At 64.7% G+C, this 24,560-nt stretch carries 18 protein-coding genes; 12 read left to right on the forward strand and 6 right to left on the reverse strand.

Translation table 11 applies throughout. From position 1 onward, the window contains the following. Positions 1-119 precede the first annotated feature (119 nt). Positions 120-1,019 carry an SDR family NAD(P)-dependent oxidoreductase gene (locus tag F8G81_RS12390; protein ID WP_267279199.1) on the reverse strand — a complete coding sequence of 300 codons (900 nt, stop codon included), beginning with the start codon at positions 1,017-1,019 and terminating at the stop codon, positions 120-122. A 245-nt stretch (positions 1,020-1,264) separates the two neighbouring features. Here F8G81_RS12390 and F8G81_RS12395 point away from each other — a divergent pair, with 245 nt between their 5' ends. Further along, the gene (locus F8G81_RS12395; RefSeq protein ID WP_267275043.1) at positions 1,265-2,032 is read left to right on the forward strand and encodes a cation diffusion facilitator family transporter; all 768 of its coding nucleotides are present in this window, start codon (positions 1,265-1,267) and stop codon (positions 2,030-2,032) included. Positions 2,033-2,160: 128 nt separating this feature from the next. Beyond that, positions 2,161-2,586 carry a ChaB family protein gene (locus F8G81_RS12400; RefSeq protein ID WP_267275044.1) on the forward strand — a complete coding sequence of 142 codons (426 nt, stop codon included), beginning with the start codon at positions 2,161-2,163 and terminating at the stop codon, positions 2,584-2,586. 39 nt (positions 2,587-2,625) lie between these two features. Here F8G81_RS12400 and F8G81_RS12405 read toward each other — a convergent pair whose 3' ends face one another. Beyond that, complete coding sequence (locus F8G81_RS12405; RefSeq protein ID WP_267275045.1) at positions 2,626-3,207, reverse strand: hypothetical protein; 582 nt, start codon at positions 3,205-3,207, stop codon at positions 2,626-2,628. Between the two features lie 206 nt (positions 3,208-3,413). On the opposite strand from F8G81_RS12405, the gene F8G81_RS12410 reads away from it, so the two are divergent. After that, the gene (locus F8G81_RS12410) at positions 3,414-4,073 is read left to right on the forward strand and encodes a GntR family transcriptional regulator (protein WP_267275046.1); all 660 of its coding nucleotides are present in this window, start codon (positions 3,414-3,416) and stop codon (positions 4,071-4,073) included. A 43-nt stretch (positions 4,074-4,116) separates the two neighbouring features. On the opposite strand, the gene F8G81_RS12415 is transcribed toward F8G81_RS12410, so the two are convergent. Then, positions 4,117-5,493 carry a dihydrolipoyl dehydrogenase family protein gene (locus F8G81_RS12415; protein ID WP_267275047.1) on the reverse strand — a complete coding sequence of 459 codons (1,377 nt, stop codon included), beginning with the start codon at positions 5,491-5,493 and terminating at the stop codon, positions 4,117-4,119. Between the two features lie 206 nt (positions 5,494-5,699). Here F8G81_RS12415 and ggt point away from each other — a divergent pair, with 206 nt between their 5' ends. Next, complete coding sequence (gene ggt, locus F8G81_RS12420) at positions 5,700-7,529, forward strand: gamma-glutamyltransferase (protein ID WP_267275048.1); 1,830 nt, start codon at positions 5,700-5,702, stop codon at positions 7,527-7,529. Here the strand turns inward: ggt and F8G81_RS12425 are convergent. Together F8G81_RS12425 and F8G81_RS12430 are read right to left on the reverse strand one after the other, a co-directional pair. Continuing rightward, complete coding sequence (locus F8G81_RS12425; RefSeq protein WP_267275049.1) at positions 7,526-9,427, reverse strand: glycoside hydrolase family 15 protein; 1,902 nt, start codon at positions 9,425-9,427, stop codon at positions 7,526-7,528. The two genes, ggt and F8G81_RS12425, sit on opposite strands and share 4 nt — an antisense overlap. Then, complete coding sequence (locus F8G81_RS12430; RefSeq protein WP_267275050.1) at positions 9,424-9,900, reverse strand: hypothetical protein; 477 nt, start codon at positions 9,898-9,900, stop codon at positions 9,424-9,426. Before F8G81_RS12430 ends, F8G81_RS12425 begins: the two co-directional genes overlap by 4 nt. 132 nt (positions 9,901-10,032) lie before the next feature. Between F8G81_RS12430 and F8G81_RS12435 the strand changes: the two genes are divergently transcribed. The 5 genes from F8G81_RS12435 (at position 10,033) to F8G81_RS12455 (ending at position 15,481) form a co-directional block, all read left to right on the forward strand. Beyond that, on the forward strand, positions 10,033-10,323 hold the full coding sequence (locus F8G81_RS12435; protein ID WP_267275051.1) for a hypothetical protein: 291 nt from the start codon (positions 10,033-10,035) through the stop codon (positions 10,321-10,323). A gap of 231 nt (positions 10,324-10,554) precedes the next feature. Beyond that, positions 10,555-12,033, forward strand: coding sequence for an ABC transporter substrate-binding protein (locus tag F8G81_RS12440; protein WP_267279200.1), 1,479 nt, complete (start codon positions 10,555-10,557; stop codon positions 12,031-12,033). 19 nt (positions 12,034-12,052) lie between these two features. Next, positions 12,053-12,994: an ABC transporter permease gene (locus F8G81_RS12445; protein WP_267275052.1), complete on the forward strand. Its 942-nt coding sequence runs from the start codon at positions 12,053-12,055 to the stop codon at positions 12,992-12,994. Further along, positions 12,987-13,817 (forward strand): ABC transporter permease, encoded by an 831-nt coding sequence (locus F8G81_RS12450; protein WP_267275053.1) that lies wholly within the window; start codon positions 12,987-12,989, stop codon positions 13,815-13,817. Before F8G81_RS12445 ends, F8G81_RS12450 begins: the two co-directional genes overlap by 8 nt. Beyond that, on the forward strand, positions 13,817-15,481 hold the full coding sequence (locus F8G81_RS12455) for an ATP-binding cassette domain-containing protein (protein ID WP_267275054.1): 1,665 nt from the start codon (positions 13,817-13,819) through the stop codon (positions 15,479-15,481). The genes F8G81_RS12450 and F8G81_RS12455 overlap by 1 nt, the downstream gene beginning before the upstream one ends. An 89-nt stretch (positions 15,482-15,570) precedes the next feature. On the opposite strand, the gene F8G81_RS12460 is transcribed toward F8G81_RS12455, so the two are convergent. After that, complete coding sequence (locus tag F8G81_RS12460; RefSeq protein ID WP_267275055.1) at positions 15,571-20,862, reverse strand: family 43 glycosylhydrolase; 5,292 nt, start codon at positions 20,860-20,862, stop codon at positions 15,571-15,573. A 249-nt stretch (positions 20,863-21,111) separates the two neighbouring features. Here F8G81_RS12460 and F8G81_RS12465 point away from each other — a divergent pair, with 249 nt between their 5' ends. From F8G81_RS12465 to F8G81_RS12475, 3 genes are all read left to right on the forward strand, one after another. Continuing rightward, a complete protein-coding gene (locus F8G81_RS12465) occupies positions 21,112-21,588 on the forward strand; it encodes a hypothetical protein (protein WP_267275056.1) in 477 nt (158 codons plus the stop codon). After that, positions 21,585-23,405 (forward strand): DUF5671 domain-containing protein, encoded by a 1,821-nt coding sequence (locus F8G81_RS12470; RefSeq protein WP_267275057.1) that lies wholly within the window; start codon positions 21,585-21,587, stop codon positions 23,403-23,405. The genes F8G81_RS12465 and F8G81_RS12470 overlap by 4 nt, the downstream gene beginning before the upstream one ends. Positions 23,406-23,589: 184 nt before the next feature. Beyond that, on the forward strand, positions 23,590-24,558 hold the full coding sequence (locus F8G81_RS12475) for an alpha/beta hydrolase (protein ID WP_267275058.1): 969 nt from the start codon (positions 23,590-23,592) through the stop codon (positions 24,556-24,558). The last annotated feature ends 2 nt before the right edge of the window (positions 24,559-24,560 follow it).

A 24,560-nucleotide genomic window follows, 5' to 3' on the forward strand; every position in this document is an offset into this window, starting at 1 on the left:
AGGCTCCTTTGAAAAACATCACAAACCGTGCGTGTAGTTGAATCTACGCCGATGGCTGGGCTCATGCCAGACGCTTCAATTTTCCGCGGCGCCGCTTTCCTACCGGATTGGAGTCCTGTTCAGGTGAGGCCGGACAGGCGGGAGCATTCCTCCCAGAGACGCTTCCGGGCCACTGGATCTGACCCCATGCCAGGAGTAGGCAGCTCCTTGCGTTTCGCCCAGAGTTTGCCTGAGACGGCCGCCGCCTCGGGTGAGGTGGCGAGCCACACGGGAGTGTCAGCCGCCTTTTCCGCGGACGCGCCGAAAGTGTTGGTGAGCCAGCGGAACGGGCCGCCGACGTCCTGCAGCAGGGTGGTGTCCTTGACGAGGCCGGGATGCGCGGCGTTCGCCACCACTCCCGTCCCCCTCAGGCGCTCCGCCAGTTCCTGGGTGAAGAGAATCCTCGCGAGCATTGTGGGAGGTGTGGCGCGCATGAAACTGTATTTGCCCTTGGCGGTCTGGAGGTCGTCGAAGTCGATTTTTGTGCCGGATGGCCCACCCGAATACCTGGAGGCGATGTTGACGATCCGTGAAGTGTTGGAGGTGTTGCCTGGCCGGTTGGTGTCCCCGGGGACCTGGCCTGCGGGGGCTGCCGCTTTCTTGAGCGCTTCCAGGAGCAGGGTGGTCAGCAGGAAGTAGCCCATCACATTGGTAGCGAAGGTGACCTCAAGCCCTTCCGGGGTAACCTGGCGTTCCTTGCGGAACACGCCCGCGGCGTTGACCAGCACGTGGAGTCTGTCGTGGCGGGAAAGGAACTCGTCCGCTGCGGACCGGATGGATGCCTGGAGTGAGAGGTCGCAGGCAAGCGGCTCCAAGGTTGCGTTGGGCACCACAGCGCTGATGTCACGGACCGCTTGTTCTGCCCGCGCGGTGGAGCGTCCGACGACGACGACAGCCGCGCCTTCGCGCGCCAGGGCCGTGGCGATCGCCCGCCCGAGGCCGCCTGTTGCGCCCGTAACGAGGGCAACCTTTCCCTCCATGGCGGTCAACGCCGTCGCCCCCGGTTGCCTGCGTTCCCCGCGGCACCAGCGGCAACGATCCGCCTTTTCGATTCCTTCATGATGGCTCCCCGTTAAAGCGGCCGGCGCTGTGGACTGAGCAACATCTCAACACGAATCCGCCCCGATGGCGAGAGACAGGTTCAGCCGGGGGCCGGGAGGCGGCGGGACAGGGCCCGGATACAACACAGGATGCATGAATACATCTCGGCCTGTACTTTGGCTAGGTGGAACCTGATCGGCGGACACCCTATGCATCACGTCCTGATCGCCGCGCCGTACTGAGCCGGAGGATCAGGCTGTTCGCGGCCGCGACAATCACGTACAACGCCATCGAAGCGGTTGTGGCGCTCTGGGCCGGCGGCGTCGCAGACTCTTCGGCGTTGATCGGCTTCGGCCTGGATTCGATAGTCGAGGTGGCTTCCGCTGTGGCACTGTCCTGGCAGTTCTCTGCCAAGGATCCGGAACGGCGTGAGCACCTGACGTTGCGGATCATTGCCATCTCCTTCTTCGCCCTTGCCGCATTCGTGAGCATTGACGCCATTCGGTCACTTACCGGCGCCGGAGAGGCACAGCACTCCACTCCGGGCATTGTCATTGCTGCCCTGAGCCTGGCCATCATGCCTGTCCTGTCATGGGCCCAGCGCCGTGCGGGGCGGGAGCTCGGATCCAGGACAGCGGTGGCCGACTCCAAGCAGACCCTGCTCTGCACCTACCTCTCAGCCGTCCTGCTGGCTGGCCTGGTTCTCAACAGCACCCTGGGCTGGTGGTGGGCAGATGCCGGCGCCGCTTTGGTCATTGCCGGCATCGCCGTCCGGGAAGGCATCAATGCTTGGCGGGGAGAAGCTTGCTGCCCCATCCCGTCTGCAGCCGGCGGCAAAGCTGGCCGGGACGAACCGTGCGAGGATGAAGCCTGCTGCGCAGGGTGTGGATCAGACGCCTCCGCCGCGCCTGCCGCCCTGGACCTTGGGACGAAGCCGGCAGACTGCCCCTGAAGCTGGAAGGAGCGGCCTAGAGTTGTTGTATGGACAGTTGATGTCTTGACAGCGAAGCTGCCTTCCCCGCCAGCCAACTGATTCGAGGCGGCGATGATGCGCAGCGGCCCCCAAGGAGTGTGAGTGCCATGCCCAAGACCGGCAAAAACAACCACGCCCGCAAGGAAGAGCTTCCCTCGACCCTGCAGCGCTCTGAGCAGAAGGCCCAGGACACGTTTGCCAAAACCTACGATTCCGCCCTTGACACCTACGACAACGACGAGAGCAGGGCTGCCCGTGCCGCCTTCGCCTCGCTGAAGCACAGCTATGAGAAGGTGGGCGACCACTGGGAGCCGAAAGAGAAGCGCGGCCCTTCAGACAAGCGGGCCGAGGGCGGACTTGATTCATCGGCACCCACCGCCGGCGGCGTGGATGCGAACGCGTCAAAGGAACACCTCTACAAGCGTGCGCAGGAACTGCACATCAACGGCCGCTCGAGGATGAATAAGGACGAACTGGTCCAGGCGCTGCAAAAGGCCAATGAAACCGCCACCCGGAAGGCGCGTGGAGACTAAGCGCTCCAAAGCCTGCTGCACCAAAACCAGGCGCGGGGCCTAGGCGACGGCGGGCAGGAATCGAGCGTTCCTGATCCGTGATTCGCCGCACTGGACGGTCAGCGGGGGAATCGGCCATGGTCCGCGATCTTTGGTCTGGGGGCGCCCCACCGCTACATGCGGGGTCCAGCGGGGGTGCCTGAAGCCGAGCGCCCTGGAGCTGAGGATAAAGTCGTCCACGTGGTCCACCAGCAGCCCGTCGAGAAGTTCGCGCAGGCCCTGCAGGAGGGACGCCTGGTAATCATGGACCCGTTCCGGCACGTCCACTTCCAGTCCGGAGATGCTTCCCCCTCCGAGCAGGATCAGTCTTTCCGCCCGCCCGGAAAAGCCTTCCAGCACTGGCAGGGACCGCAGCCAGCCAACGGTCCTGCTGATCACAGCGTCGGGGCTGGTGATGCCGTTGGTCCACTCAGCGACGTCCCGGGAGAAGTCCTCGAGGATGCCGATGTGCAGCAGGGTCAGGTGCAGCCCCTGCGGCCTGCGCAAACCGTGGACGTAGCTGCCCAGTTGCTCGTAGTCAGAAAGCCCGGAGCCCACGCTGAGCACCGGCACCTCCACGGTGATGCGGGGGAGTGATTGCATCCAGGCCTCCTCAAACCCTCTCCGCGTGCTTCTAACGGATTCAGCGATGTCACTCTACTCGGAGCATATGGATGGCCGGTATGGAAATCCGTCAGTATCGAAGGCCCGCCGACATTTCCGAGATCGGCAGCGCGATGGCGGGGACGTTCTGACGAAATTGTTTACAATAAAGGGAAACGTGCCGAAAGCAATCCAGCGGGGAGAGTATGACGATTATTGATGAGACCACGCGGACAGGCCTTTCGGCGTCCGAGCTTGTCAGCGTCCTTCGCCAGGCGATCATCACCGGTGAACTGGTACCCAAGCAGCGGCTGGTCGAAGCCGATCTTGCCGCCGAGTACGGTGCCAGCCGCGGAAACATCCGTGTGGCGCTGTCGGAACTGAGCGTTGAGGGCCTGGTGGAGCGGGTGCAGAACCGCGGCGCCCGGGTCCGGGCAGTCTCGGTGGAGGAAGCCGTTGAGATCACCGAGGTCCGCGGCGCCCTGGAAGCACTGTGTGCCCGGAAAGCCGCGCAGCGAATCTCTGATCTTGAATCTGAGGAGTTGCGGGAGCTTGCAAGGCACATGGAGGACGCTGTGGCGCGGGGCGACCGGGAATCGTACTCCGACTGCAACCAGCGGCTTCACGCCAAGATCATTGCCGTAAGCGGCCAGGAGACCGCCGCCTCAACAATTCAGCGGCTGCGTGGCCAGGCCGTGCGGTTTCAGTTCCGGCTTGCGCGGCAGCCAGGCCGGCCGGCTGTTTCCCTTCCACAACACCTGGCCATCATCGACGCCGTCTGCCGGCACGATTCCGAAGGGGCGGCCGAGGCAATGAGGCTCCATCTGGAAAGCGTGGCGGACGCCATCCGTGGGCCCCAGGGCTGACACAGCCCCGACAGAGGCAGTGCCCCTTTCGGCGGTGAACCAGTCAGGCGGTGCGTGTGGCCGCACGGGCTGCCTGGCCAATGATGGCGCTGTACGTGGGGTAGGCGAACTTGACCCTCGCCAAGGTGGCAAGGTCTGTACCTGCCGCCATGGCTGAGGCCACGGCCTGCACCACCTCGACGGCGTTTTCCCCCACTGCATGGGCGCCCAGGATCAGTTCCTGGTGCCGGTCAGTGACAAGTTTGAGGAAGCCCGCTTCCCGGTCATCGATAATGGGACGCTCTACCGTGCCGTAGGGGACGGTCACCGAGAGGCATTCGGGGTCGCGTTCCCGCGCCCGTTCCTCGGTGAGCCCCACCCCGGCGTAGTCGGGGTCGGTAAATCCGCCTTCCGGCAGCAGGTGGTGGGGTGTGGTCCGGTGGGCGCCCAGCACCGCGTTGCCCGCCGCCGTTTCGCCCTCAAACACCGCAGCCTGCACCAGCATGCTGGTGCCGTTCGCGTCCCCGGCGACAAAAATGTGCGGCACGTTGGTACGCAGGTACCCGTCCACGGGAATGAAGGATCCCGCCGTCGCCACCCCCGCGGCCTCGAGGCCCAGGCCCGGGATGTTGGCGGGCCAGCCGGCGGCCATCACCACGGCGTCGACATCGACGGCGGAGCGTCCGCCGTTCTTTGTCCAGGAGATTCCGAGATCCCCGTCCTGGTTCCTGGCGATCTCTTCGATGCCGGAAATTCCGGTCTCAACCCGGATCCCCTTGGCGGCGAAGCTTTGCCCTACATAGGCGGCAACGTCATGGTCCTCGGTCAGCAGCAGGCGGGGCGCCACATCCAGGAGCAGCACCTCGGATCCCAGCGCGTTGAAGATGGTGGCCAGCTGCGCCCCGGTGTGACCGCCCCCTATGATGGCCATCCTCCGCGGGAGTTCCTTGAGGGTCAGCAACTCGTCGGGAAGGATGGCGTGCCCGGCTCCTGCGACCGGGAGCCGCCTGGCGGCTCCGCCAACACAGAGAATGATGGAGGCTGCAGTGAACTCCTGCCCATCGACGCTGACAGTGTGCTGGTCCGTAAAGAGCGCCCGTCCTGGGATGAGGTGGATGCCGAGGCGTTCCATCATGGCGTCGTATTGCTTGGCCGCAAGCACGCGCTGCACTGTCTCACGGACTCGGGTGACCGTTTTTTCCCAATCCACCGCCGGTTCCTGGACCACGATCCCGTAGTCAAACGCGGTCCTCACCTCGCGGTACAGCCTTGCCGTCTTGGCCAGCACCCGCGTGGGAACGCAGCCGGAGTTCAGGCATGTCCCTCCGAGCGCCGCACGTTCCACCACAGCTGTCCTGGCGCCCAGTTCGGCAGCCCGTTCCGCTGCCGCCATGCCAGCGGGCCCGCCGCCGATGACCAGAACATCGTACGTGTAGTCCATCAGCTGTCCCCTCAGTTGGCTGGTTCCCACCGTACCGGACCTGCCCTTGAAGAAAGGCAGGCACCCAGGCGGTCATTACAGCAGGCACCACAGCAGGGAATCTACGGCCAGGAGACACGGTACTGCCCTCCGGCTTTGAGTGTCGCAGCGCGCCCAAGTAGTGTGGCCCACACCACACTCGCAGCACTCTGACTTTGGGAGAGACCATGCCACATGTGAGACGCCGACTCGCTGCCGCCACCGCAGTCTTGGCCATGACCGCAACCACCGGGGCTGTCGCAAGTCCTGCGTTCGCCGATCCCCGCGAAACCGAAAAATCGGCCACCGCCACCGGGTACGGCGGGGCGGTGAGTACGGTAGACCCGGAGGCATCTGCCGCCGCAATCGAAGTCCTGCGCAAGGGGGGCAACGCGGCTGACGCGGCCGTGGCAGCAGCAGCAACCCTTGGCGTAACCGAGCCGTACAGCGCTGGGATCGGCGGTGGCGGCTACTTCGTCTTCTACGATGCCAAAACCGGCAAGGTGGGCACCATCGACGGCCGCGAAACGGCACCGGCAGCTATGTCCCATGATGCGTTCATCAATCCGGCCACCGGAAAACCGTATCCCTTCACTCCAGAGCTGGTGACGAGCGGCGTCTCCGTAGGCGTCCCCGGCACACCCGCCACCTGGGAGCGGGCACTGGAGCGTTGGGGCACGTTAAGCCTCGGCGAGGCCCTAAAGCCGGCCATCAAGGTAGCAAACCGGGGTTTTGTGGTGGACGAAACGTTCCGCCAGCAGACCTTGGAGAATAAGGTCCGCTTCGAGGCGTTCACGTCAACCAGCAGCCTTTTCCTCCCGGGTGGCGACGCACCCGCCGTCGGCAGTATCTTCCAGAACCATGACCTTGCCGAAACGTACCGGACCCTCGCGAAGCAGGGAACTGACGGCTTCTATACGGGCCCCCTCGCAGAGGAGATCGCCGCCACTGTCCAGGCGCCCCCGAAGTCGCCCGACACTGAGCTGCCAGTCCCTGTGGGGCACATGACGGCGGCTGACCTGGCTGCGTACAAGGCCTTGGACCAGGATCCCACCCACGTGGAGTACCGCGGTTATGACGTTTACGGCATGGCGCCCTCGAGCAGCGGCGGAACCACAGTGGGTGAGGCCCTGAACATCCTGGAGCCGTTCAACCTGGCCGACATGCCAGCCTCCGGGGCACTGCACCACTATCTTGAGGCAAGTGCGCTTGCCTTCGCCGACCGGGCCAAGTACGTGGGGGATCCGGCGTTTGTGAACGTGCCCACCGCCGCGCTGACGGACCCGCTGTTCGGCAAGGAACGGGCCTGCCAGATCAACCCGGCGCAGGCGGCAGTTCCCAAGCCGGTACCGGCCGGGGACGTAACCAACTACGACGGCGCATGCCCGGCTTCCGTGGCCCCGCTCGCCGACGAAAAGGACACCGAAAACATCTCGACGACGAACCTGACAGTCGCCGACAAATGGGGCAACGTGGTGGAGTACACCCTGACCATTGAGCAGACCGGCGGGTCCGGGATTGTGGTGCCCGGCCGGGGGTTCATCCTCAACAACGAGCTGACCGATTTCTCCACCGTGTACGACCCCGCCGATCCCAACAGGATCGAGCCGGGGAAGCGGCCACGCTCCTCTATGTCCCCCACCATCATCCTGAAGGAGGGTGAACCGTTCCTTGCGCTTGGCTCGCCGGGCGGATCCACCATTATCACCACCGTCCTGCAGACCATCCTGAACCGGGTGGACCTGGGGATGACCATCTCCGAGGCGCTGGCCGCACCGCGCGCAGCCCAGCGCAACACGGCCAATATCAGCGCCGAGCAGGAGTTCATCGATGCCTATGCGTCCGAACTTGAGCCTCTCGGCCATGTGTTCACCAAAGCAGGGGACTCGTTCACCTCGCTGCCCGAAATCGGAGCTGCCACCGCCATCGAGTTTGGACCGGGAAACCGGATGGTTGCCGCCGCCGAGCCGGAAAGGCGTGGCGGCGGCTCTGCCATGGTGGTCACGCCGGCTCCTTAGGGTGATGGCTTAGGGGCACTTTCCCCGGGCCCGGTATCGCGGAGGGCCAGGGCTGCCTGGACCAGCGCCGCGTGCGTCAGGGCCTGGGGAAAGTTCCCCAGCAACATGCCGCTGGCCGGATCGATTTCTTCGCTGTAGAGGCCCAGCTCATTAGCCTTCCCAAGGAGGGCTTCAAAGAGTTGCGTGGCTTCGCCATGGCGGCCGGTATGGGCGAGGGCCTGGACCAGCCAGAAGGAACAGGGCAGAAAGGCGCCCTCGGTCCCGGGCAGCCCATCCTGGCCCGGCGGGTACCGGTAAAGGAGTGGATATCCGGCGGACAGTTCACGCCCAATGGCGTCCACCGTACCTTTGATCCGGGCTGATCCCGGTTCGTCCAGGCCCAAAAGCGGCAGCACGAGCAAGGCCGCGTCCAGGTCCGGGGACCCGTAGGTGCGTGTGTAGGAATTTTTCCCGGTGTCAAAGCCCTTGGCCCTGATCTCTTCGGACAAGCACTCCCTTGCCTCGTGCCAGCGGCGTCTTTGCCGTCGACGCAGGCGGTGGGTCTCTGCGATGCGCAGCGCCCTGTCCAGCGTCAGCCAGCCCATCATTTTTGAGTGGACATGCTGCGCTTCATCCCCCCGGATCTCCCATATTCCCGCGTCCGGATCCTGCCAGCGGCCAGCTACAAGATCAGTGAAGCCGCGCATGGCCCGCCACGTCTCCGAAAACAGCGGATGTCCACCCTTCACCAGCACCCAGGCGGCATCCAGTACCCAACCGTAGCCGTCCAGCTGGTGCTGGTTGGCGGCGCCATTGCCGGTACGGACGGGGGCACTCCCGGCATACCCCGGCCAGCCTTGCAGCGTGCGTTCCCGTGGCACGTGCCTGCCGGACAGGCTGAGGATGGCTGGCAGCCTGGGCCGTTCCAGCCTGCTGGCATGCAGGAGCCAACCGAGGAAGTTGAGCGCTTCGGCCGATTTTCCTGCGGCCAGGAAAGACCCGACGCCGATGCTCGCGTCCCGCGGCCATGCATATCTGTAGTCCCAGTTGCGGATACCGCCCATGTCCTCGGGCAGTGAGGTGGTGGGTGCCGCCACGGGCGCGCCCGAGGGGGAGTAGGTGAGAAGCCGCAGGGTCAGCAGGCTGCGGAGGACGGGTTCGCGGAACGGAATCCTCGTGTCCACCTCTTCAGTCCATGTCCGCCAGCGGGCGGAATCAGCCTCCACCAGCTCCCACGCGGCCGCCGGATCAACGTGGATAAGCGGTTCGCCGTACGCCACAGCCAGGACCAGGGTCACAGGTTGGCCGGGGACGACAGTGACAGCTTCCGGCCTGCCCGGCTCCAGCTGCAGTGCGGGACTGCAGCCGAGGGAAAGGGCCAGGGGGCCCCATTCGCACACCAGGTTCCCGCCATGGCGGACGCGCGGGCGGCGGTGGCGTTCACCGAGCCGGGGGTCAAAGCAGACCGATGCTGCCACCGGCGCCCCTTCCGCCGTCAGGCGCCGGACCAGCACTGTCGTCGGCAGCAACTGGCCTGCCACCTCTGCCACCATGGCTTCGGTGAGGACAAGCGTTCCGTGATCCGAGGCCCACGCTGTTTCAAGGGTGGCGGTTCCGGGAAGGTAACGGCGGCTGGCAGGCCTGGAAGGCACGGCCGGTCCCATCAGGAAGGTGCCGGCTTCGGTGCCTCCCAGGAGCGCACCGAAGACAGGCTCGCCGTCGAATGTGGGGGCACAAAACCAATCCACTCCGCCTTCGATGGACACCAGTGCGGCGGTCCGCGTGTCGCCCAGCAGACCGTAGTCCGCGATGGGAAGTTCGCGCCGTGGCCGCACCTGCCGTCCAACCTGGCGCTCAGCCCGCCGGGAAGCGCGGCTGCCGGCAGGCTCCGGCGCAGTGTTGACGGGCCCGGCCCTCATGACGCCCCCAGCAGCAGTCCCAGGACGGCGCCGTAAATCACGTGGGCAACGACGGCGACGGCTGGTGTCTGGATTCCGTAATTCAGGCCCAGCAGGCCGGGGGGCTCCAGCACAGCCCGGTTGGACGGCCCCGCACGGGTGGACGCCATCCGGGGATGGACACCGGGTAAGAGGGGCAGGATCACCGTCAGGGCAACTGCCACGTGAAGCAGCCCGAGCAGCGCCCCAATCCACCACGTTGCCTGTCCCAGGAGGGCGAAGGTTGCCGCGTACCCCAAGGCGAATACCTGACCGGCCGCCAAGTGAATGAAAAAGCCCGCGATCCGCGCCCTGTCCGGGTCCGGAGTGAGGACAGTGCCCAGGACAAGCGGCAGGTCAAGACGCGTCCAGCCAGCCATTTGCGCGGCAATCATCACCACGGTCAGGGCGCTGGTGGCCAACAGACCGAAAACGGCCCAACCTTGCCAATCCATCTCACATGCTCCGCAGGTCCAGAAGCTTGCCGGGCATCCATTCTAAAGCTAAGGATCTTGAGTTTAGAAGACCACAGCCTTTGCCTATGCTTTTCAACCCCTGTTCACATGGTGGGGGAGCAGGATCGATTCATGAGGATTTGGCGAACGAGCATCGTGCCTGTACTCGCCGCTCTGGCGGTTGTCCTGCTGGGGGCGGCAGGCGCTGCCGGGCTGGATCAGATGGCAAACTCGAAAACGCAGAATTCCGCCCTTTTCGCCGTCCAGGCATCGGCGGACGGCCAGCCGTCCCTGCACCGGCTGGTGATGATAGGCCTTGCCGAAGGGTCACTTCCCGGGGGCTTCCCCAGCGACGAGGCACGGGAAGAAAAGTACGACGAGAACTTCCAGGAGACGCTGCACGTGCCCACGGCGCCTGCCTGATCCTTGGCGCGGCACGCCGTTCGCGACCTTCGGAACGTTCATTGTTACGACGCACCCGGTATGCCCGACTTTCCTTTTAAGTAGAGGTAAGGCTAACCTAAACCGTTCCTGTTTCCCTTCCCGCCCCTCTTTGCAGCCGGGTGTTCTTCTAGGCGGTTTCTTTTGCGTGTACTCCCTTGGTCCAAAGCAGCCCTGGGCCTGGCAGCCCTGCTTGTCCTCAGCGGCTGTGGAATGAGTGGCCAGGGCAGCCAGGCCGCCAGCCCCGTGGATCTGAATCAGCGGATTGTGGTGAACAACTTCCGGGCACCGGTGGCGAACTGGGCACCGGAGTCTGATGCCGCCTACATCCTGTCGCTTTCAGGCTGCCTTGAGACCCTGACAAAGTACGATCACGAGCAAGGCAAGGTGGTTCCTTTCCTGGCCACAGAATGGAAGCAGGCCTCACCACTGGAATGGGATTTCACCATCCGCAGCGGAGTGAAGTTCCAGGACGGCACGGACCTCACGGCCGAGGCCGTTGTTGCCTCGCTTCAGCATGTCCTTAACGCCCAGGTGCCGGCCAGGGCTTTCAACAAGACCACGGTCAGCGCAGTCACGGCGACCGATGCCAGCACCGTCCGAATCACCACCGCCACCGAGAGCCCTCTGGTGCCGTACCGGCTGGCCAGCGTCAACACCGGCATCCTCGCGCCGGCAGCCTACAAAGACGCTGTAGTGGACCCGTTTGGCCACTGCACCGGTCCCTTCACCCCTGTGTCGGAAAAACCCAAGCAGTCGTTGACTTTGGATCGCAACGAAAACTATTGGGGAGGCAAAGTCCAGCTCGCCGGTGCCGAGGTCCGGTTCGTCACGAACGGAGCAACCCGCGCGGCCCAGGTCCAGACAGGCGAGGCCGATATTTCCCTCTCCATCCCGGTCTCGAGCCTCTCTGCGCTTGAGTCTGCCCCCAACGTCACCGTACTCAAGGCAGACTCGCCACGAACAGCAACCCTCTACCTGAACAACGGCCGGGAACCGCTGAACAACGCCGATTTCCGGAAGGCGCTCCGGTCAGCGCTTGACCTCGATGCACTGGCAGCCAGCGTTTACGAGGGTGCGGCGCTTCCGGCGTCGGGGCCCTTCGCGCCATCAGAACCCTGGGCGTCCGGAAAAGCCGAGTCACCCAAGCAGGACCTTGATGAAGCCAAAAAACTGCTCGCGTCAGCCGGATACACGGCGGGCAGGCCACTGGAAATCATCGCCATCGTGGAGCGTGCCGAGTTCGCAGACGTCGCTGCAGTGATCCAGGAGAACCTGAAGAACATCGGCGTCCCGCTGACCATCCAGACCAAGGAGTACGCGGCGGCCGAACCGGACGTACTCGCCGGCAACTACGACATGCTGCTCAGCCAACGGAACCGCCTGATCGACATCGCGGATCCCATCGGCTTCCTGACGGCGGACTACACCTGCAAGGGTTCGTACAACCTCAGCCACTTCTGCAACGAGGAATACGATAATTTCATCCGCCAGGCCGCCCAGACCCAAAGCACGGAGGACCGGTACAGGCTCTATGAGCAGGCCGGCAACATTCTTGAATCCGAGGCCGTCAACATCTGGCTCGTCAACGAACAGGCAACCGACGCCATCGGCAGCAAGGTCCAGTCCTACGTCCAGGATCCGCTGTCACGGTATGTCCTGACCGCCCAGACCGCGAAGACCGGCTCCTAGCCAGGGACAAACTCCACAGATGATTGCCTTTCTGTCCAGAAGAACGGCGACCCTGACGGTCGCCGTTCTTCTGTCGTCCTTCGCCGTGTTCCTGATTCCCTATCTGACGCCTGGCGATGCTGTCCGCAAGATTATCCGCTCCCGGGTAGCCGGAGACGTGGTGGACGAAGCAACAGTTCAGGCCCTCAGCAGGAGTCTTGGCCTCGATGACCCGCTCCCGGTCCAGTACTTTCGATGGCTGGGCTCATTTATCAGCGGCGATATGGGCCTCTCCCATGTGAGCCGGACCCCCGTGGCCGATCAGGTCATGCCGGCCCTCGCCGTCACCGTCAGCCTGGTTGTCATGGCCCTCGCCGCAGCCACGCTGATCGCCCTCCCGTTGGGAATCGCGTCAGCACTCCGGCAAGGGGGCCGGGCCGACAGGCTGATCACCACAGTCACTCAATCGTTTATTGCCATGCCCGAATACTGGCTGGCCCCGCTTCTGGTGCTGGTCTTCGCCCTGAAGCTGTCCGTGCTGCCGTCAGCAGGCTGGGCCAACGGCTGGTCGGCAGTCCTGCCGGCCGCCACCTTGGCCCTTCGCCCCATCAGCTACTTCACGGCGGCCGTCCGGTCCGGGATGATCGACGCGCTGGAAGCCGATCACGTTCCGGCCGCCCGTGCGCGTGGGCTCACCCAAACCCAGGCTGTGCTCAGGCATGTTGTGCCCAACGGGCTTGTCCCGTTGGTAACGCTCGTCGCAGTCTGGTTTGCCGGCCTGTTGGGCGGTTCCGTCATTGTGGAGGTGATCTTTGCCGTTCCGGGGATGGGCCGGCTCCTCTACGACGCCGTGGTCAACGGTGACATACCCCTGGCCCAGGGAGGCGTTGTTGTGGTTGTTGCCCTCGCGGTGGGCATCACCACCCTGGCGGACTTTGTCCATCGGTTCCTGAGCCCCAAAGTAGGAGGCAAGTTTGCGTAGCTGGACACCTGTGGACAGGACCGCCGTCGTCATCCTTGGCCTTCTGGTGCTGGCTGTCGCCGCGGCCCCGTGGCTGGCGCCGTTTCCGCCTGACGAACAGAATCTCGTGGCCCGGCTTGCCCAGCCCCAGCCGGGGCACTGGCTGGGAACAGATCATCTCGGCAGGGATACCCTCAGCCGCCTGCTCGACGGCGGACGCTTTTCGATGCTGATGGCGGCCCTGGCAACACTGCTGACAGCCGTCCTGGGCATAACAGTCGGCGTCATCAGCGCCCGCCGCCGGGGTTGGCTGGACGAGTTCTTTACCCGCACCAATGACGTCCTGCTGGCTCTTCCGGAGATGGTGGTGGCCCTCTTTATCGTCGCCGCGATGGGCACAGGCTTCCAGTCCCTGCTGGTGGCCCTCACCGTGACGGGCTGGACGCCCTTCGCCAGGCTGGCCCGGACACTGGCGTACGACGTGTCCGCCCGGGGATTCGTGGAGGCGGCGCGCGTGGTGGGATGCACGCCGTCGTTCATCATCTTCCGTCACATCCTTCCGCACCTGGCCGGTCCCATGCTGGGCCTGGCCACACTGAGGTTCGGCCAGCTGCTCATCAGTGTCGGCGCGTTGTCGTACCTGGGCCTCGGCGTCCAGCCGCCCCAGTCGGACTGGGGCTCCATGCTGGCCGCCGCGCAGCCCTTCGCTGACAGGGCGCCGTTGGGGATCATCGCGCCCGGCCTGGCGATCTTCACGGTGGCACTGTGTGTCACCCTGATCGGGCAGCGCGCCGCGCACATGGCCGCCGCGCCGCTGCTACTCCCCGTAGGAGCGCGCGGATAATGCCCAAAGAGTTGTTCATCGAAGACCTGCATGTCAGCAGCACCGCCCCGGCCACCGGGAAAGGGGCATCGCCTGTATCCCGGCCCATCCTCGCCGGGGTCAGTCTCTCAGTGGCCCCCGGGGAGTTCGTGGCGCTGGTCGGAGGATCAGGGTCAGGAAAGACCATGACGGCAATGTCGGCCCTCCGCCTGCTGCCCCCACAACTGAGAATTGAGTCCGGTTCCATCCGCCTGGGCCCGCTGGACCTCACCACCGCCTCCGAGGCGGAACTCAACTCAGTCCGCGGCGGACGCCTGGGCATGCTGTTCCAGCAACCGAAGCGGATGTTCAATCCCAACAAAACCATTGGCAGCCACCTCCGGGAGCCGTTGAAGCTGCACGGCGGCCTGCAGGGCAAACAGGCCCGGGCGAAGGCGCTTGAACTGTTGGAAGAAGTGGGCTTCGAGGACGCGTCCTGGGGTCTTCGGGCCTACCCGCACCAGCTGTCCGGCGGAATGGCACAGCGGGCCATGACTGCCGTTGCCCTGGCCGGGCGGCCGGCCATGCTGCTGGCGGACGAGCCGACGTCAGCCCTGGACAAGGTGCTGGAGAGCCAGATCCTGGACCTGCTGGACCGCGAGCGGGACGAACGCGGACTTGGCATCCTCTACATCACGCACAACCTTGCCTCGGTGGCAGCGTTCGCCGACCGCGTGGTGGTGATGGACGCCGGGCACATAGTGGAGCAGGGCCCTGCCCGGGAAATCTTCGCCCGTCCCCGCGCTGCCTACACCCAACAGCTGCTGGAGGCTTCCAACCTTCTGCCCGCCACGATCCGCCGCTCCACAACTGCCGGCCGGTCCGTCCTGAACCTGAACGTCCTTAACCTGAACGGTGTGGTTAAGCGTTTCGGGGTCGTTAAGCGTTTCGGTAAGGCGCGCCGCCGCGCAGCCCTGGACAACGTTTCGCTGGACGTGCGGCGGGGGGAGATCCTGGGTGTCCTGGGCCAGTCAGGGTCAGGAAAGAGCACCCTGGCGCGCTCGATTGTGGGGCTCGAGGACATCGACGGCGGCAGGATCACCAGGAACCTTGCCCAGGACGGCAAGAAGACGACACCCGCCACGGCTGTGCAACTGGTGTTCCAGGAACCGCACGATGCCTTCGATCCGCGCATGACGCTCCGCACCAGCCTTGAAGCTCCGCTCCTGCGGGGCAGTGACCTCACCCCCGCCGGCAGGTCCGGGCGCCTTGATGCCGCCATGGAGGAAGTGGGGCTGGACCCCGCCATTCTGGACAGGCGTCCCGGGCAGTGCTCCGGGGGCCAGCTTCAACGGATCACCATCGCACGGGCCCTGCTGCTGGATCCCCAGGTGCTGATCTGCGACGAGGCAACCTCGGCATTGGATACGCTGACCCAGCGGACCATCCTGAACCTGCTGCAACGCCTGCACCGGGACAGGGGGCTGTCGTTGATCCTGATCACCCATGACATGGACGTCATCAGGCATATGTGCGACAGGGTGGCCGTCCTGTTCAAGGGCTGCCTGGTGGAAGTCGCCGGCACGTCCGAGTTCTTCGCCGATCCGAAGCACGAACACAGCAAGGACCTGGTGTCGGCCTCCATTCCGTGCCGGGGCCTGCACCTCAAGAAAATCACCCACGCCCAGGCTGCTGCTTCGGCGTAACCGGACAACACAAAAGCGGCCATCCATCAGAATGACGGATGGCCGCTTTTGTTGGCGTGGTTGGCGTGCCTGGCTACCTGGCGATTGCGCTACCGGGCGATTGCCGCGGCCCGGAAATCATCCAGGATGCTGCCCGTTGCCAGCGTGGACGAGATCCCGGTCTTTCCGGCCTTCCCGGCAAAGAACTGGACATCCGCCGTTCGCAGCGGAACCGAAGCCACGACGTCGGCATTGCGGTAGACCGTGACGGTCCCATCCACGTACTTCGCCGTCAGGACGTCGCCGGCCGCGAACGAGGCCTGAATGTCGCCATAGGAGTACCAGGCGTTCTTATCAACGCCCAGCGTGGAGACCCGGACGGTCCTGGCGGATGCGTCGTAGAGCGCCGACACACCTGCCGTCAGGAAGGACTTGCCGGACTGCCCTTTGAGTACCACGCCCTGGACCGACTTGGCCGCGATGGTCTTCAAGGTCAGTGACGCTGTCTGGTCTGATCCGAAGGTCGCGGAATGGAGCAGGGTGCCGCCCAGGAGCGGGTTCAAGGCTTTGTCCTTGATGACGTAGGCCTGGCGTCCGTTCTCGCCGCCCCACGCACTGCCGACGCCGCCGTTGGCCCGGTCAAAGCTGTCCAGGACAGGCGCCTTGACCTCGAATGAACGAACCACCTCAGGTGCAGGCAGGAAGCGCGCGCTGCCTTCCTGCCGGGCGGTGATGCTGCACGTGCCCGCCCCCGTCAGGTGAACCGAGGCGTCCAGCAGGGTACATGCTCCGGAGGCTGCGAAGGTGACGGGCAGGTTGGACGTTGCAGTGGCGCTGATGGTGAAGTCAGAATCGCCAAGGGTTTTGGGCGTGATCTCACCAAAGGAGATCGACTGGCCGGCCGGAGCGGGCACATCCACCGTGCCGGTGGCGGCGTTGCCTCCCTTGTCGACGGCCCGGAACTCCACGGTGGCCGCCGTACGCCCCGCGGGAACAGGCGCTGTGTAAGGCAGCCATTCGGCAGTCCCGACCCGGTAGTCCAGCGAAGCGACGCCGGAGTACGGATCGGTGGCGGTGAGGGTCAGCGTCCGGTCCTCATCCAGGCTTGCGCCTGCCTGCGGTGCCGTCCTGTCAATCTTCACAGCGACGGATGCTTCCGCGGAGGTGTTTCCGGCCGCGTCGGTTGCCCGTGCCCTGATGGTGTGGGCACCGTCGGACGCCACCTCGAAGGAGGACAAGTACGGAACCCAGGCGCCGCCGTCGACAGCTACCTCCACCGTGGGAGCTGCGCCCGAGTTGTCAGTGGCATTGGCGCTCATGGTGACAGGATCCAGGTACCAGCCGTCGGCACCGTTGGGTGCTGCAGGGGAAGTGGCCAGGGCTACCACCGGGGCGGACGTGTCAGCGAACTGGGGCCCGACGCTTTCAAGGGTGGGGACCACCGGTTTGATGGATCCGTCCGCAGCGTAGGTCAGGCGGTCGATGGTGGTCTCCCGGTGCATCCCGTCTCCGCCCGGAATGGCAAAACGGTGGTAGACGATGTACCAGTCGTCCGTGCCCGGCACCTGGACAACGGAGTTATGGCCGGTGCCAAGGATTCCCAGTTCGGGCTTCTTTTCGAGAATGACACCCTTGTAGGTCCACGGACCGGCGATGCTGCTGGCCGTGGCGTAGCCGACGCGGTAGTTCTCGCTCCGGGTGTCATCGATTGAATAGGTCATGTAGAAGGTGCCGTTGCGCTGGTGGACGAACGGGCCCTCCCGGAACTGGCTCAGGCCGGAAATGGTCTTCACATTCGCTGCAGTGTAGGACACCATGTCCGCGTTCAGGGGCACGTAGCGCGCCGTGCCGTTGCCCCAGAACAGGTAGGACACGCCGTCGTTATCGGTAAAAACGGCAGGATCAATTTGTTGGGCGCCGCCGTACGCGGCCTTGTCCACCAGGGGAGCGCCGGAGTCCACAAACGGCCCCTTGGGTGAGTCAGCCACGGCCACACCGATGCTTTGACCCGCAGAGAAGTAGAGGTAGTACTTTCCATTCTTCGATGTTGCCGTTGGTGCCCATGCGTTGGAATGCGTCCAGCTGACGTTCGCCAGGTCCAGAACTACGCCTTCATCTGTCCAGTCCACAAGGTTCTTCGAGGAGTAGACAGAGAATTTAGTGCTTCCCCACGAGGCAATTCCATCGGTGGTGGGATAGATGTAGTACGTGTCGCCGTACACCACAATGTTGGGATCGGCCGTGTAGCCGGGCAGGACCGGGCTCTTCATTTCGAGAGCGGCAAAGGTCCATTCCGCCGTCGAACCATCGGGCCCTGTCACCTTGTAGGTGACCGGGCTGCCCAGGTCCACGGCTGCCCCGGAAGCCGGGCTGGAGACGGCCCCGGGGAAGAGGCTGAAGGTGGGAGCCAGCTTGCCCACATCCGTTCCCGGCTTGACAGGGTAAGTGACTTTCCTGCTGGTGCTGTCCACGATGGGCGCCACCTTCAGGAGGCTGGGGTCAGCCAGGGAAACATCTCCGAGGCCGGCCTGGTCGCCTGAAATCTTCTGTACTTCCTCCGCTGACAATGCCCGGTTGTAGATGGCGAATTCGCGGAGGGAGCCGTTGAGGGTCCTGTCCGCGTTGTAGACGGACTTGCCGAGGTAGTTCGACGTGGTGCTGCCGAATCCGATGTCCCCGGGGTTCAGGGTGGCGTTCAGGTTCTCGCCCACCTTTTTACCGTCAAGGTACACGGTGGCGACGGTGCCCTTGAGCGTGTACACCAGATGCTTCCACGAGTCCCGGGGGAGGGCTGAAGTGCTGTTGGCGAGTTGTTCGGTGGTCCAGTTTCCGGAGGCGATTCCCGTCTTGTACACGGAATTTCCCGTGGCGAACATGTACCCGTTGCCCACGCCGGCGGCGTCGGTGTTGCCGAATCCGTAGATGAAGTACGCCCCACTTTGCGCGGCGCTGACCAGCACGTCCGCCTCCACTGTGATGTCCTGGACGCCGGAGAGGATGTTGTCCGGGATATCCACGTAACCGGTGGTGCCGTCGAGCTTGAGGGCACCGTCCGGCTGCCAGCTGCCGCCGCCCACGATCTTTCCGTTGAGGCCGTTGCCGGAGGAATCGGCCACGTCCGTTCCGGATCCCTGATCGAAGGCATAGCGCAGGATTTCACCGTTTGCGTTCGCCTGGACGGGTTTTGGTGTCTGCCGAAGCGCGTCCAGTTCGGTTTGGGTTACCGGAAGAACGGTTCCGTGGCGGGGGCTGGCGGGAAGATCGTAGTTGGCGGAGAGCTTCCAGGCCGGTGTTTCAAGGCTCGGGCTCTCCAGCGGGATGTAGCCGCGGCCGCCGAACTCATCGAGGAAGAGGTAGAACTTTTCCTCGGTGTTGGATTTGAACACGGTTGGACCTTCCACCGCTGCCGTTCCTGCGTTCTTGCCGATGCAGGAGCTCTGGAGTGCCCAGTTCCTTGGGTTGCTGCCGGGCAGGTCGACGGCCAGCAGGTTGTTGGACTTTTCCTGCATGATGTCCACGCAGCCCGAAACTCCGCCTTCGTCCTTGGTGAAGCGGTAGTACGTGTCCTTGTCCTTGATGACCGTCGAATCAATGACGGACGTGCCGGGGTCATTCCAGACCTTGGCTTCGGAGAAGGTGCGGAAGTCCCGGGTTGTCGAATACATCATCTTGTTGACGACGCCGGCGGTGTGGCCGGGATCATTCTCGGCGTAGATTTTCGATGCCCAGAACACAACGTACGCGCCGATGCCCTGGTCATAGTAGGCCTCCGGCGCCCAGGTGTTGCCGGCCGTGGCCGGGGACACCTTGACGTGCCGCTGCTCCGACCAGTTCTTGAGGTCGTAGGATTCCCAGACTTCCAGGTATTGGCTGCCTTGGCGCTGGGAGGAATCCCAGGACGTGCCGCTGCCGATGGAAAGATCGGTGGCGATCATGTAGAACTTGTCGCCTTCGGGGGCGCGGATCACAAAGGGATCCCGCAGGCCCTTCGTTCCCATGGTTGAGGTCAGGATCGGCTTGCCGCCGTTGGTCTCGTCCCAGTGGAGGGCATCGTTTCCGCGGCTGGCGGCCATATAGATGTTTTCGCCGGCAATGCTGTTGCCCGTGAAGTACGCGAACGCGTATCCGGCGTAGGGGGCAACTGCCGGCTTTGCCTTCACCCGGGCCGTGAACTGTTTTGTTCCGCTGGCTGCCCCGACGGTCAGGGTTGCGGTCAGGACGACGTCGGTGTCCGCGGCCGGGCGGTTAACAATGCCGGTGGCATCGATAATGGGGTTTGAAGACTGCCACGTTACCGCTGCCTGGCCGCTGGTGGGCGGCAGGGTGATGTTTCCGCGGACGTCATCGACGGCGGGAAGCACCAGGGCAGCGGTGGCGGCGGCAAGCTTTTCCTGGTCGGATTCGGCGGGGAGCACGGTTGCGCTGAACACCTTGGTTCCGGATGCCTCACCGCGGGTAACGGTCGCCGTCAGCGTCACGGTTGCGGCACCCTGCGCAGCACTCGGGCGGGTAACAACTCCGGCAGCAGTAACCACTGATGGGTCGCTGGAGGCCCAGGCCACCGTGGAGCCGTTGACGCCGCTTGCGGGCAGGGACAGGTTGGCTGTGACGGCTGACAGGTCGCCCAGGCTGAGGGCGGCGACGTCCCGGTCTTTCCGGAGCTGGTCGCTTGGCGCGACGGATGCGGCCACCTCGCTTGGCGTCAGGGCGGTGTTGTAGATCCGGAAATCGCGCACCGATCCGGACAGGTATCTGTCCGCTGTGTAGACCGAGCGGCCCAGGTAGTTCGCGGTGGTCAGGCCGCTTCCGATGCTCCCCGGCGTAATGGTGACTCCCGTCTTCTGCCCCACCTGCACACCGTCCAGGAAGAGCGTCGCTGTCCCATTGGAAAGTGTGTACGTGATGGTCTTCCAGACACCGCGGGCCAGGGCCTGGTTCTGGGAAAGCGTCTGTTCGGTGGACCAGTTGCCGGAGGCAATGGAGGTGCGGTAGCTGTCACCGGTGGTGAACAGGTATCCGTTGCCGGCGTTGGATGTGGTGTTGCCCAGGCCGTAGATGAAGTATGGCGTGGCCTGGGCAGGCGCGATCAGCACCTCGGTGCTGACGGTGATGGCAGACAGGCCCTGCATGATGTTGTCGGGAAGGCGTACGTAGTCATTAACCCCGTCCAGCTTCAGGCCTTCGCTGCCTGTCCAGGTGCCGCCGTTGACCACCGCCCCGTTGCGCCCGTTTCCGGAGGTGTCCACGGCGACGCTCCCGCTGGTCTGGTCCAGCGCGTATTGGAGTACAAGCCTGGGATCCGGGGACGTCTCGGCCAGTGCCGGGACCAGTGGGGTCAGGGCAAGCGCAGAGGCGACGGCCCCTGCGGCAGCAGCCCTGGTTAGCAAACGTACGGGTCGCATCGGTGCGCCTTCTTTCTGCCCGCAGGCCGAGGATCAGGTAAGTGGTGACTCGGTACTGACGGGCAGGCAGGACCCCCAACAACACCATTGCTGCATCAGTGAGCGATCGCTCTGCCAGCAAGTGTGAACGCTAACAATGAGGTCGTCAAGTAATGCCGGTCACATTACTGCCAGGGATGGGTCGACTGCAGCGTGCTCCGTCACACAAGAGCATGGTCCCGAGGCGGCCGGGTAGGTCATACTGGCGGCATGAACGCTGCGGCGAGAAAACCAGACCGGATCCTCCTCGCCATCCTGGCCGCCATTGCGCTGCTGGTAATCACCGCGCTGGCCGTCGTCTTCTTCCGCGGAGCGCCGCAGGAGCTGGACGAATCGACGCCGGCAGGGGTAGTCCAGCGCTACAGCACAGCGGTCATTACCGGGGACACCGCCACAGCCGATACGTTCCTGACAGAAGAAGCCCGGGGCCGCTGCAACGGATATTTCGGGCCACCCGAAGCCACCAGGGTGGTTCTGGTCTCCACCAGCGAGCGCGGGGACTCGGCTACGGTTAGAGTCTCCATCGTCCACTCCTCTCCGGGAGGACCCTTTGGGCCCTCCGAGTTCGAGATGGAAGAGGCCTTCTCCCTTGTGAAGGATGGCGGCAGGTGGAAGGTGAACCAGGCGCCCTACCAGCTGATGTCCTGCGGCGGGGCGCCTGCCAGGCCAGCAAGTCCAATGCCATGAACCCTTCGGCAGCACCTGACGTCACACCGTCCGCTGTCCCGGTGGCAGGCACAGCCCAACAGGTGCTGCGGCGACTGATCCTGTACGTGCTGCTGTTTATCCTGGTGCTCGTGGCGGCCACAGGCCTCGCCGGCCTGTTGGAGCGCCTTTTCAGTTCAGGCTCAGAAATGGCGTCCACCGATGTCACCGGGCTTGCCCGCGCGCTGGCGTTCACGCTGATTGGAGGGCCGCTGGCGCTTCTGCTCTGGTGGTTGGTCTGGAAAAAGCTGGACGACGGCGACGAACGCGGCACGGTGGGCTGGGGCCTCTACGTTGCCGCCATGTACACGATCGCCCTCATCATCTTCACCACGGCGCTGCTGGGATGGGCCGCGTCCTTAGTCGACGGCTCGGAGCCGCGGTGGTCTTCGGCACTGGCCACCGGAGTTGTCTGGGGCGCGGTGTGGGCCTGGCACCGGTGGATGTGGCGGCATCCGGCCAGGGGACCGCGAAGCCTTGAGGACGTCCCGTCCGTTGTGGGTGCAGTTTTTGGGCTGATGGTCGGCGCGGCCGGAGGGATCACAGCGCTGGGCAGGTTGCTCGACGATGCCATCCGCGGCATCACCTTACTCACGACGGCGGTGGAGCCGTGGTGGCAGGCTGTGCTTCAGGCTTCAGTTTGGGCCGTCGGCGGAACTGCCGTGTGGTGGTGGCACTGGAAACGGGATCCCGGCAGCCGCCTCAAGACCGGCCTGGCCGACGTCGCGGTTGTCGCCGTGGGTGTCTTCGCCGCCGGCATCACGGCACTGGGCGGCGCCGGCGTCGCGCTGTTTGCCCTCCTGAGGCTGGCGTTCGACAGGACGGACCCTGACACGGTAATGCTGGCACCCCTTGGTCCGGCGGTGGCTGCCGCCGCCATCGGCGCCCTGATCTGGCGGTACCACCGCACTCTCGCCGCTGACCGTGCAGCCGGAACCGTCCGCGCCAGCCGGCTGGTGACAGCAGGCGTCGCCCTCGCGGCCGCAGCGTCGGGCATTGGCGTGGTGGTCAACGCCGCCTTGGCGCTTGCAGTCGCCGCACTGGCGGGGGACGGCTCCCGTTCCTTGCTGCTGGGGGGAGTCAGCTCGCTGGTGGTGGGCGGCCCTATCTGGTGGCTCGCATGGAAGCCGGCAAAACAACACGAACCGGGCGCCGCCCATCCTCCGGGCAGGCGTGTGTACCTTGTGGCCTTCTTCGGAATCAGCGCAGTGGTGGCGCTCGTTGCGCTTTTGGTTGTCGGATACCGTCTCTTCGAATTTTTCCTCGGCGACGTGTCTGGGGGCAGCGTCGTAGACCGTATCCGGGGACCACTGGGCCTGCTGGTGGCCGCCGGCCTCGTTGCGGGCTATCACTATTCCCTCTGGAGGCACGAGCACAGCGAATCGGAGGCAGTGCCGCAGGCAGAGGCAGGGGCAGAGGCAGGGGCGGCTGACCTGACGGACAAGACGGAGAAGAGACCATCCATCGGCCACGTCACGCTCGTCAGCGGTTCCCATTCCGAGGCCTTGTCCAGAGCCATTGCAACGGCCACCGGCGCGCAAGTCACCGTCTGGAGACGGGCCGACGGCGTCAGTCACCCGCGGGCCATTCCCCAGCAGGTCGGTCACCAGCCGCCCGCGCCTTCAGGGCCGGGGGAGTCTGATGAGGAGTCCGCGCTCGCGGCCCGCGTGACGCAAGCGCTGGAAGGCACCGTCGCCCGCCATGTCCTGCTGGTGATCGGCCATGACACCGGAGCGGATGCACAGATAGAGGTCATTCCCCTGGCCGTCGACGGCCAGAAGGCGCGGCACCCGAGTTGAGGCCTGCAGGTTAGGACAGGAGGGTTTAGACGGTGGGCCTGGGTCCGCCTCCGCCCGCGTCCGGACCGCCAGTTGGCGGTTCAAGGGAAGCCCTTTGCGAGTGGCTGGCGGTTAGAATCCCAGGAGGCAATACCTAGGCTGAATTTCAGGTCACAACGCGGTGGCCGGCCATCCAGGAGACACCATGATTCCAACCCCCAAAGCCCCACCCTTCGATGTTGAGCTCGGTTCAACTCTCGCTGCGTTGGGAGATCTGCTCAATCCAACCCTGACGCCGGACATGATCTCCGGTATGCGCGGCGGTCCGTTGACCGCCCCCATCGAAGATCAGCTGGCCGGCCACGCGGTCCGTCACGAGGAGCGGATAATCCCAGGCCCCGAGGGCGCTCCTGACATCGTCGTGTCTATCTTCACCAAAATCGGGCACGTTCCCGGTGGCCCCGGGATCTATCACACCCACGGCGGTGGGATGATCATCGGCGACCGCTTCCTTGGCGCTGACATGCTCATCGAGTGGGTCGAGCTGATGGACGCCGTCGCCGTGTCGGTTGAGTACAGGCTGGCGCCTGAAAACCCGGACCCGGCCCCGGTAGAGGATTGCTATGCGGGCCTCGTGTGGACAGCTGCGCATGCGGAAGAGCTTGGATTTGACCCTCAGCGGCTCATCATCGCCGGCGCGAGTGCCGGCGGCGGCCTGGCGGCAGGCGTGTCCCTTCTGGCGAGGGACAGGGGTGGTCCGGCGCTCGCGGGCCAGGTCCTGATCTGCCCCATGCTGGATGACCGCAATGAAACAGTCTCCAGCTACCAAATTGACGGCTTTGGACTCTGGGACCGCACCAGCAACGACACCGGCTGGGATGCCTTGCTGGGTGACCGGCGCAAGACCGCCGAGGTGTCCATCTACGCAGCACCGGCACGCGCAACTGATCTTTCAGGCCTTCCTCCCGCGTTCATCGATGTAGCCACCGCAGAAGTTTTCCGGGATGAAGTGGTGGCCTACGCTTCCGGTATCTGGGCGGTGGGAGGCGTCGCCGAACTGCATGTGTGGGCCGGCGGATTCCACGGCTTCGACATGATCGTGCCCCAGGCCGCATTGTCGATCCAGGCCCGCGATGTACGGACGAAGTGGGTTCGCCGCATCCTGGGCGCCTGACG

The sequence above is a fragment of the Arthrobacter sp. CDRTa11 genome, assembly GCF_026427775.1.
Classification (GTDB): Bacteria; Actinomycetota; Actinomycetes; order Actinomycetales; family Micrococcaceae; genus Arthrobacter.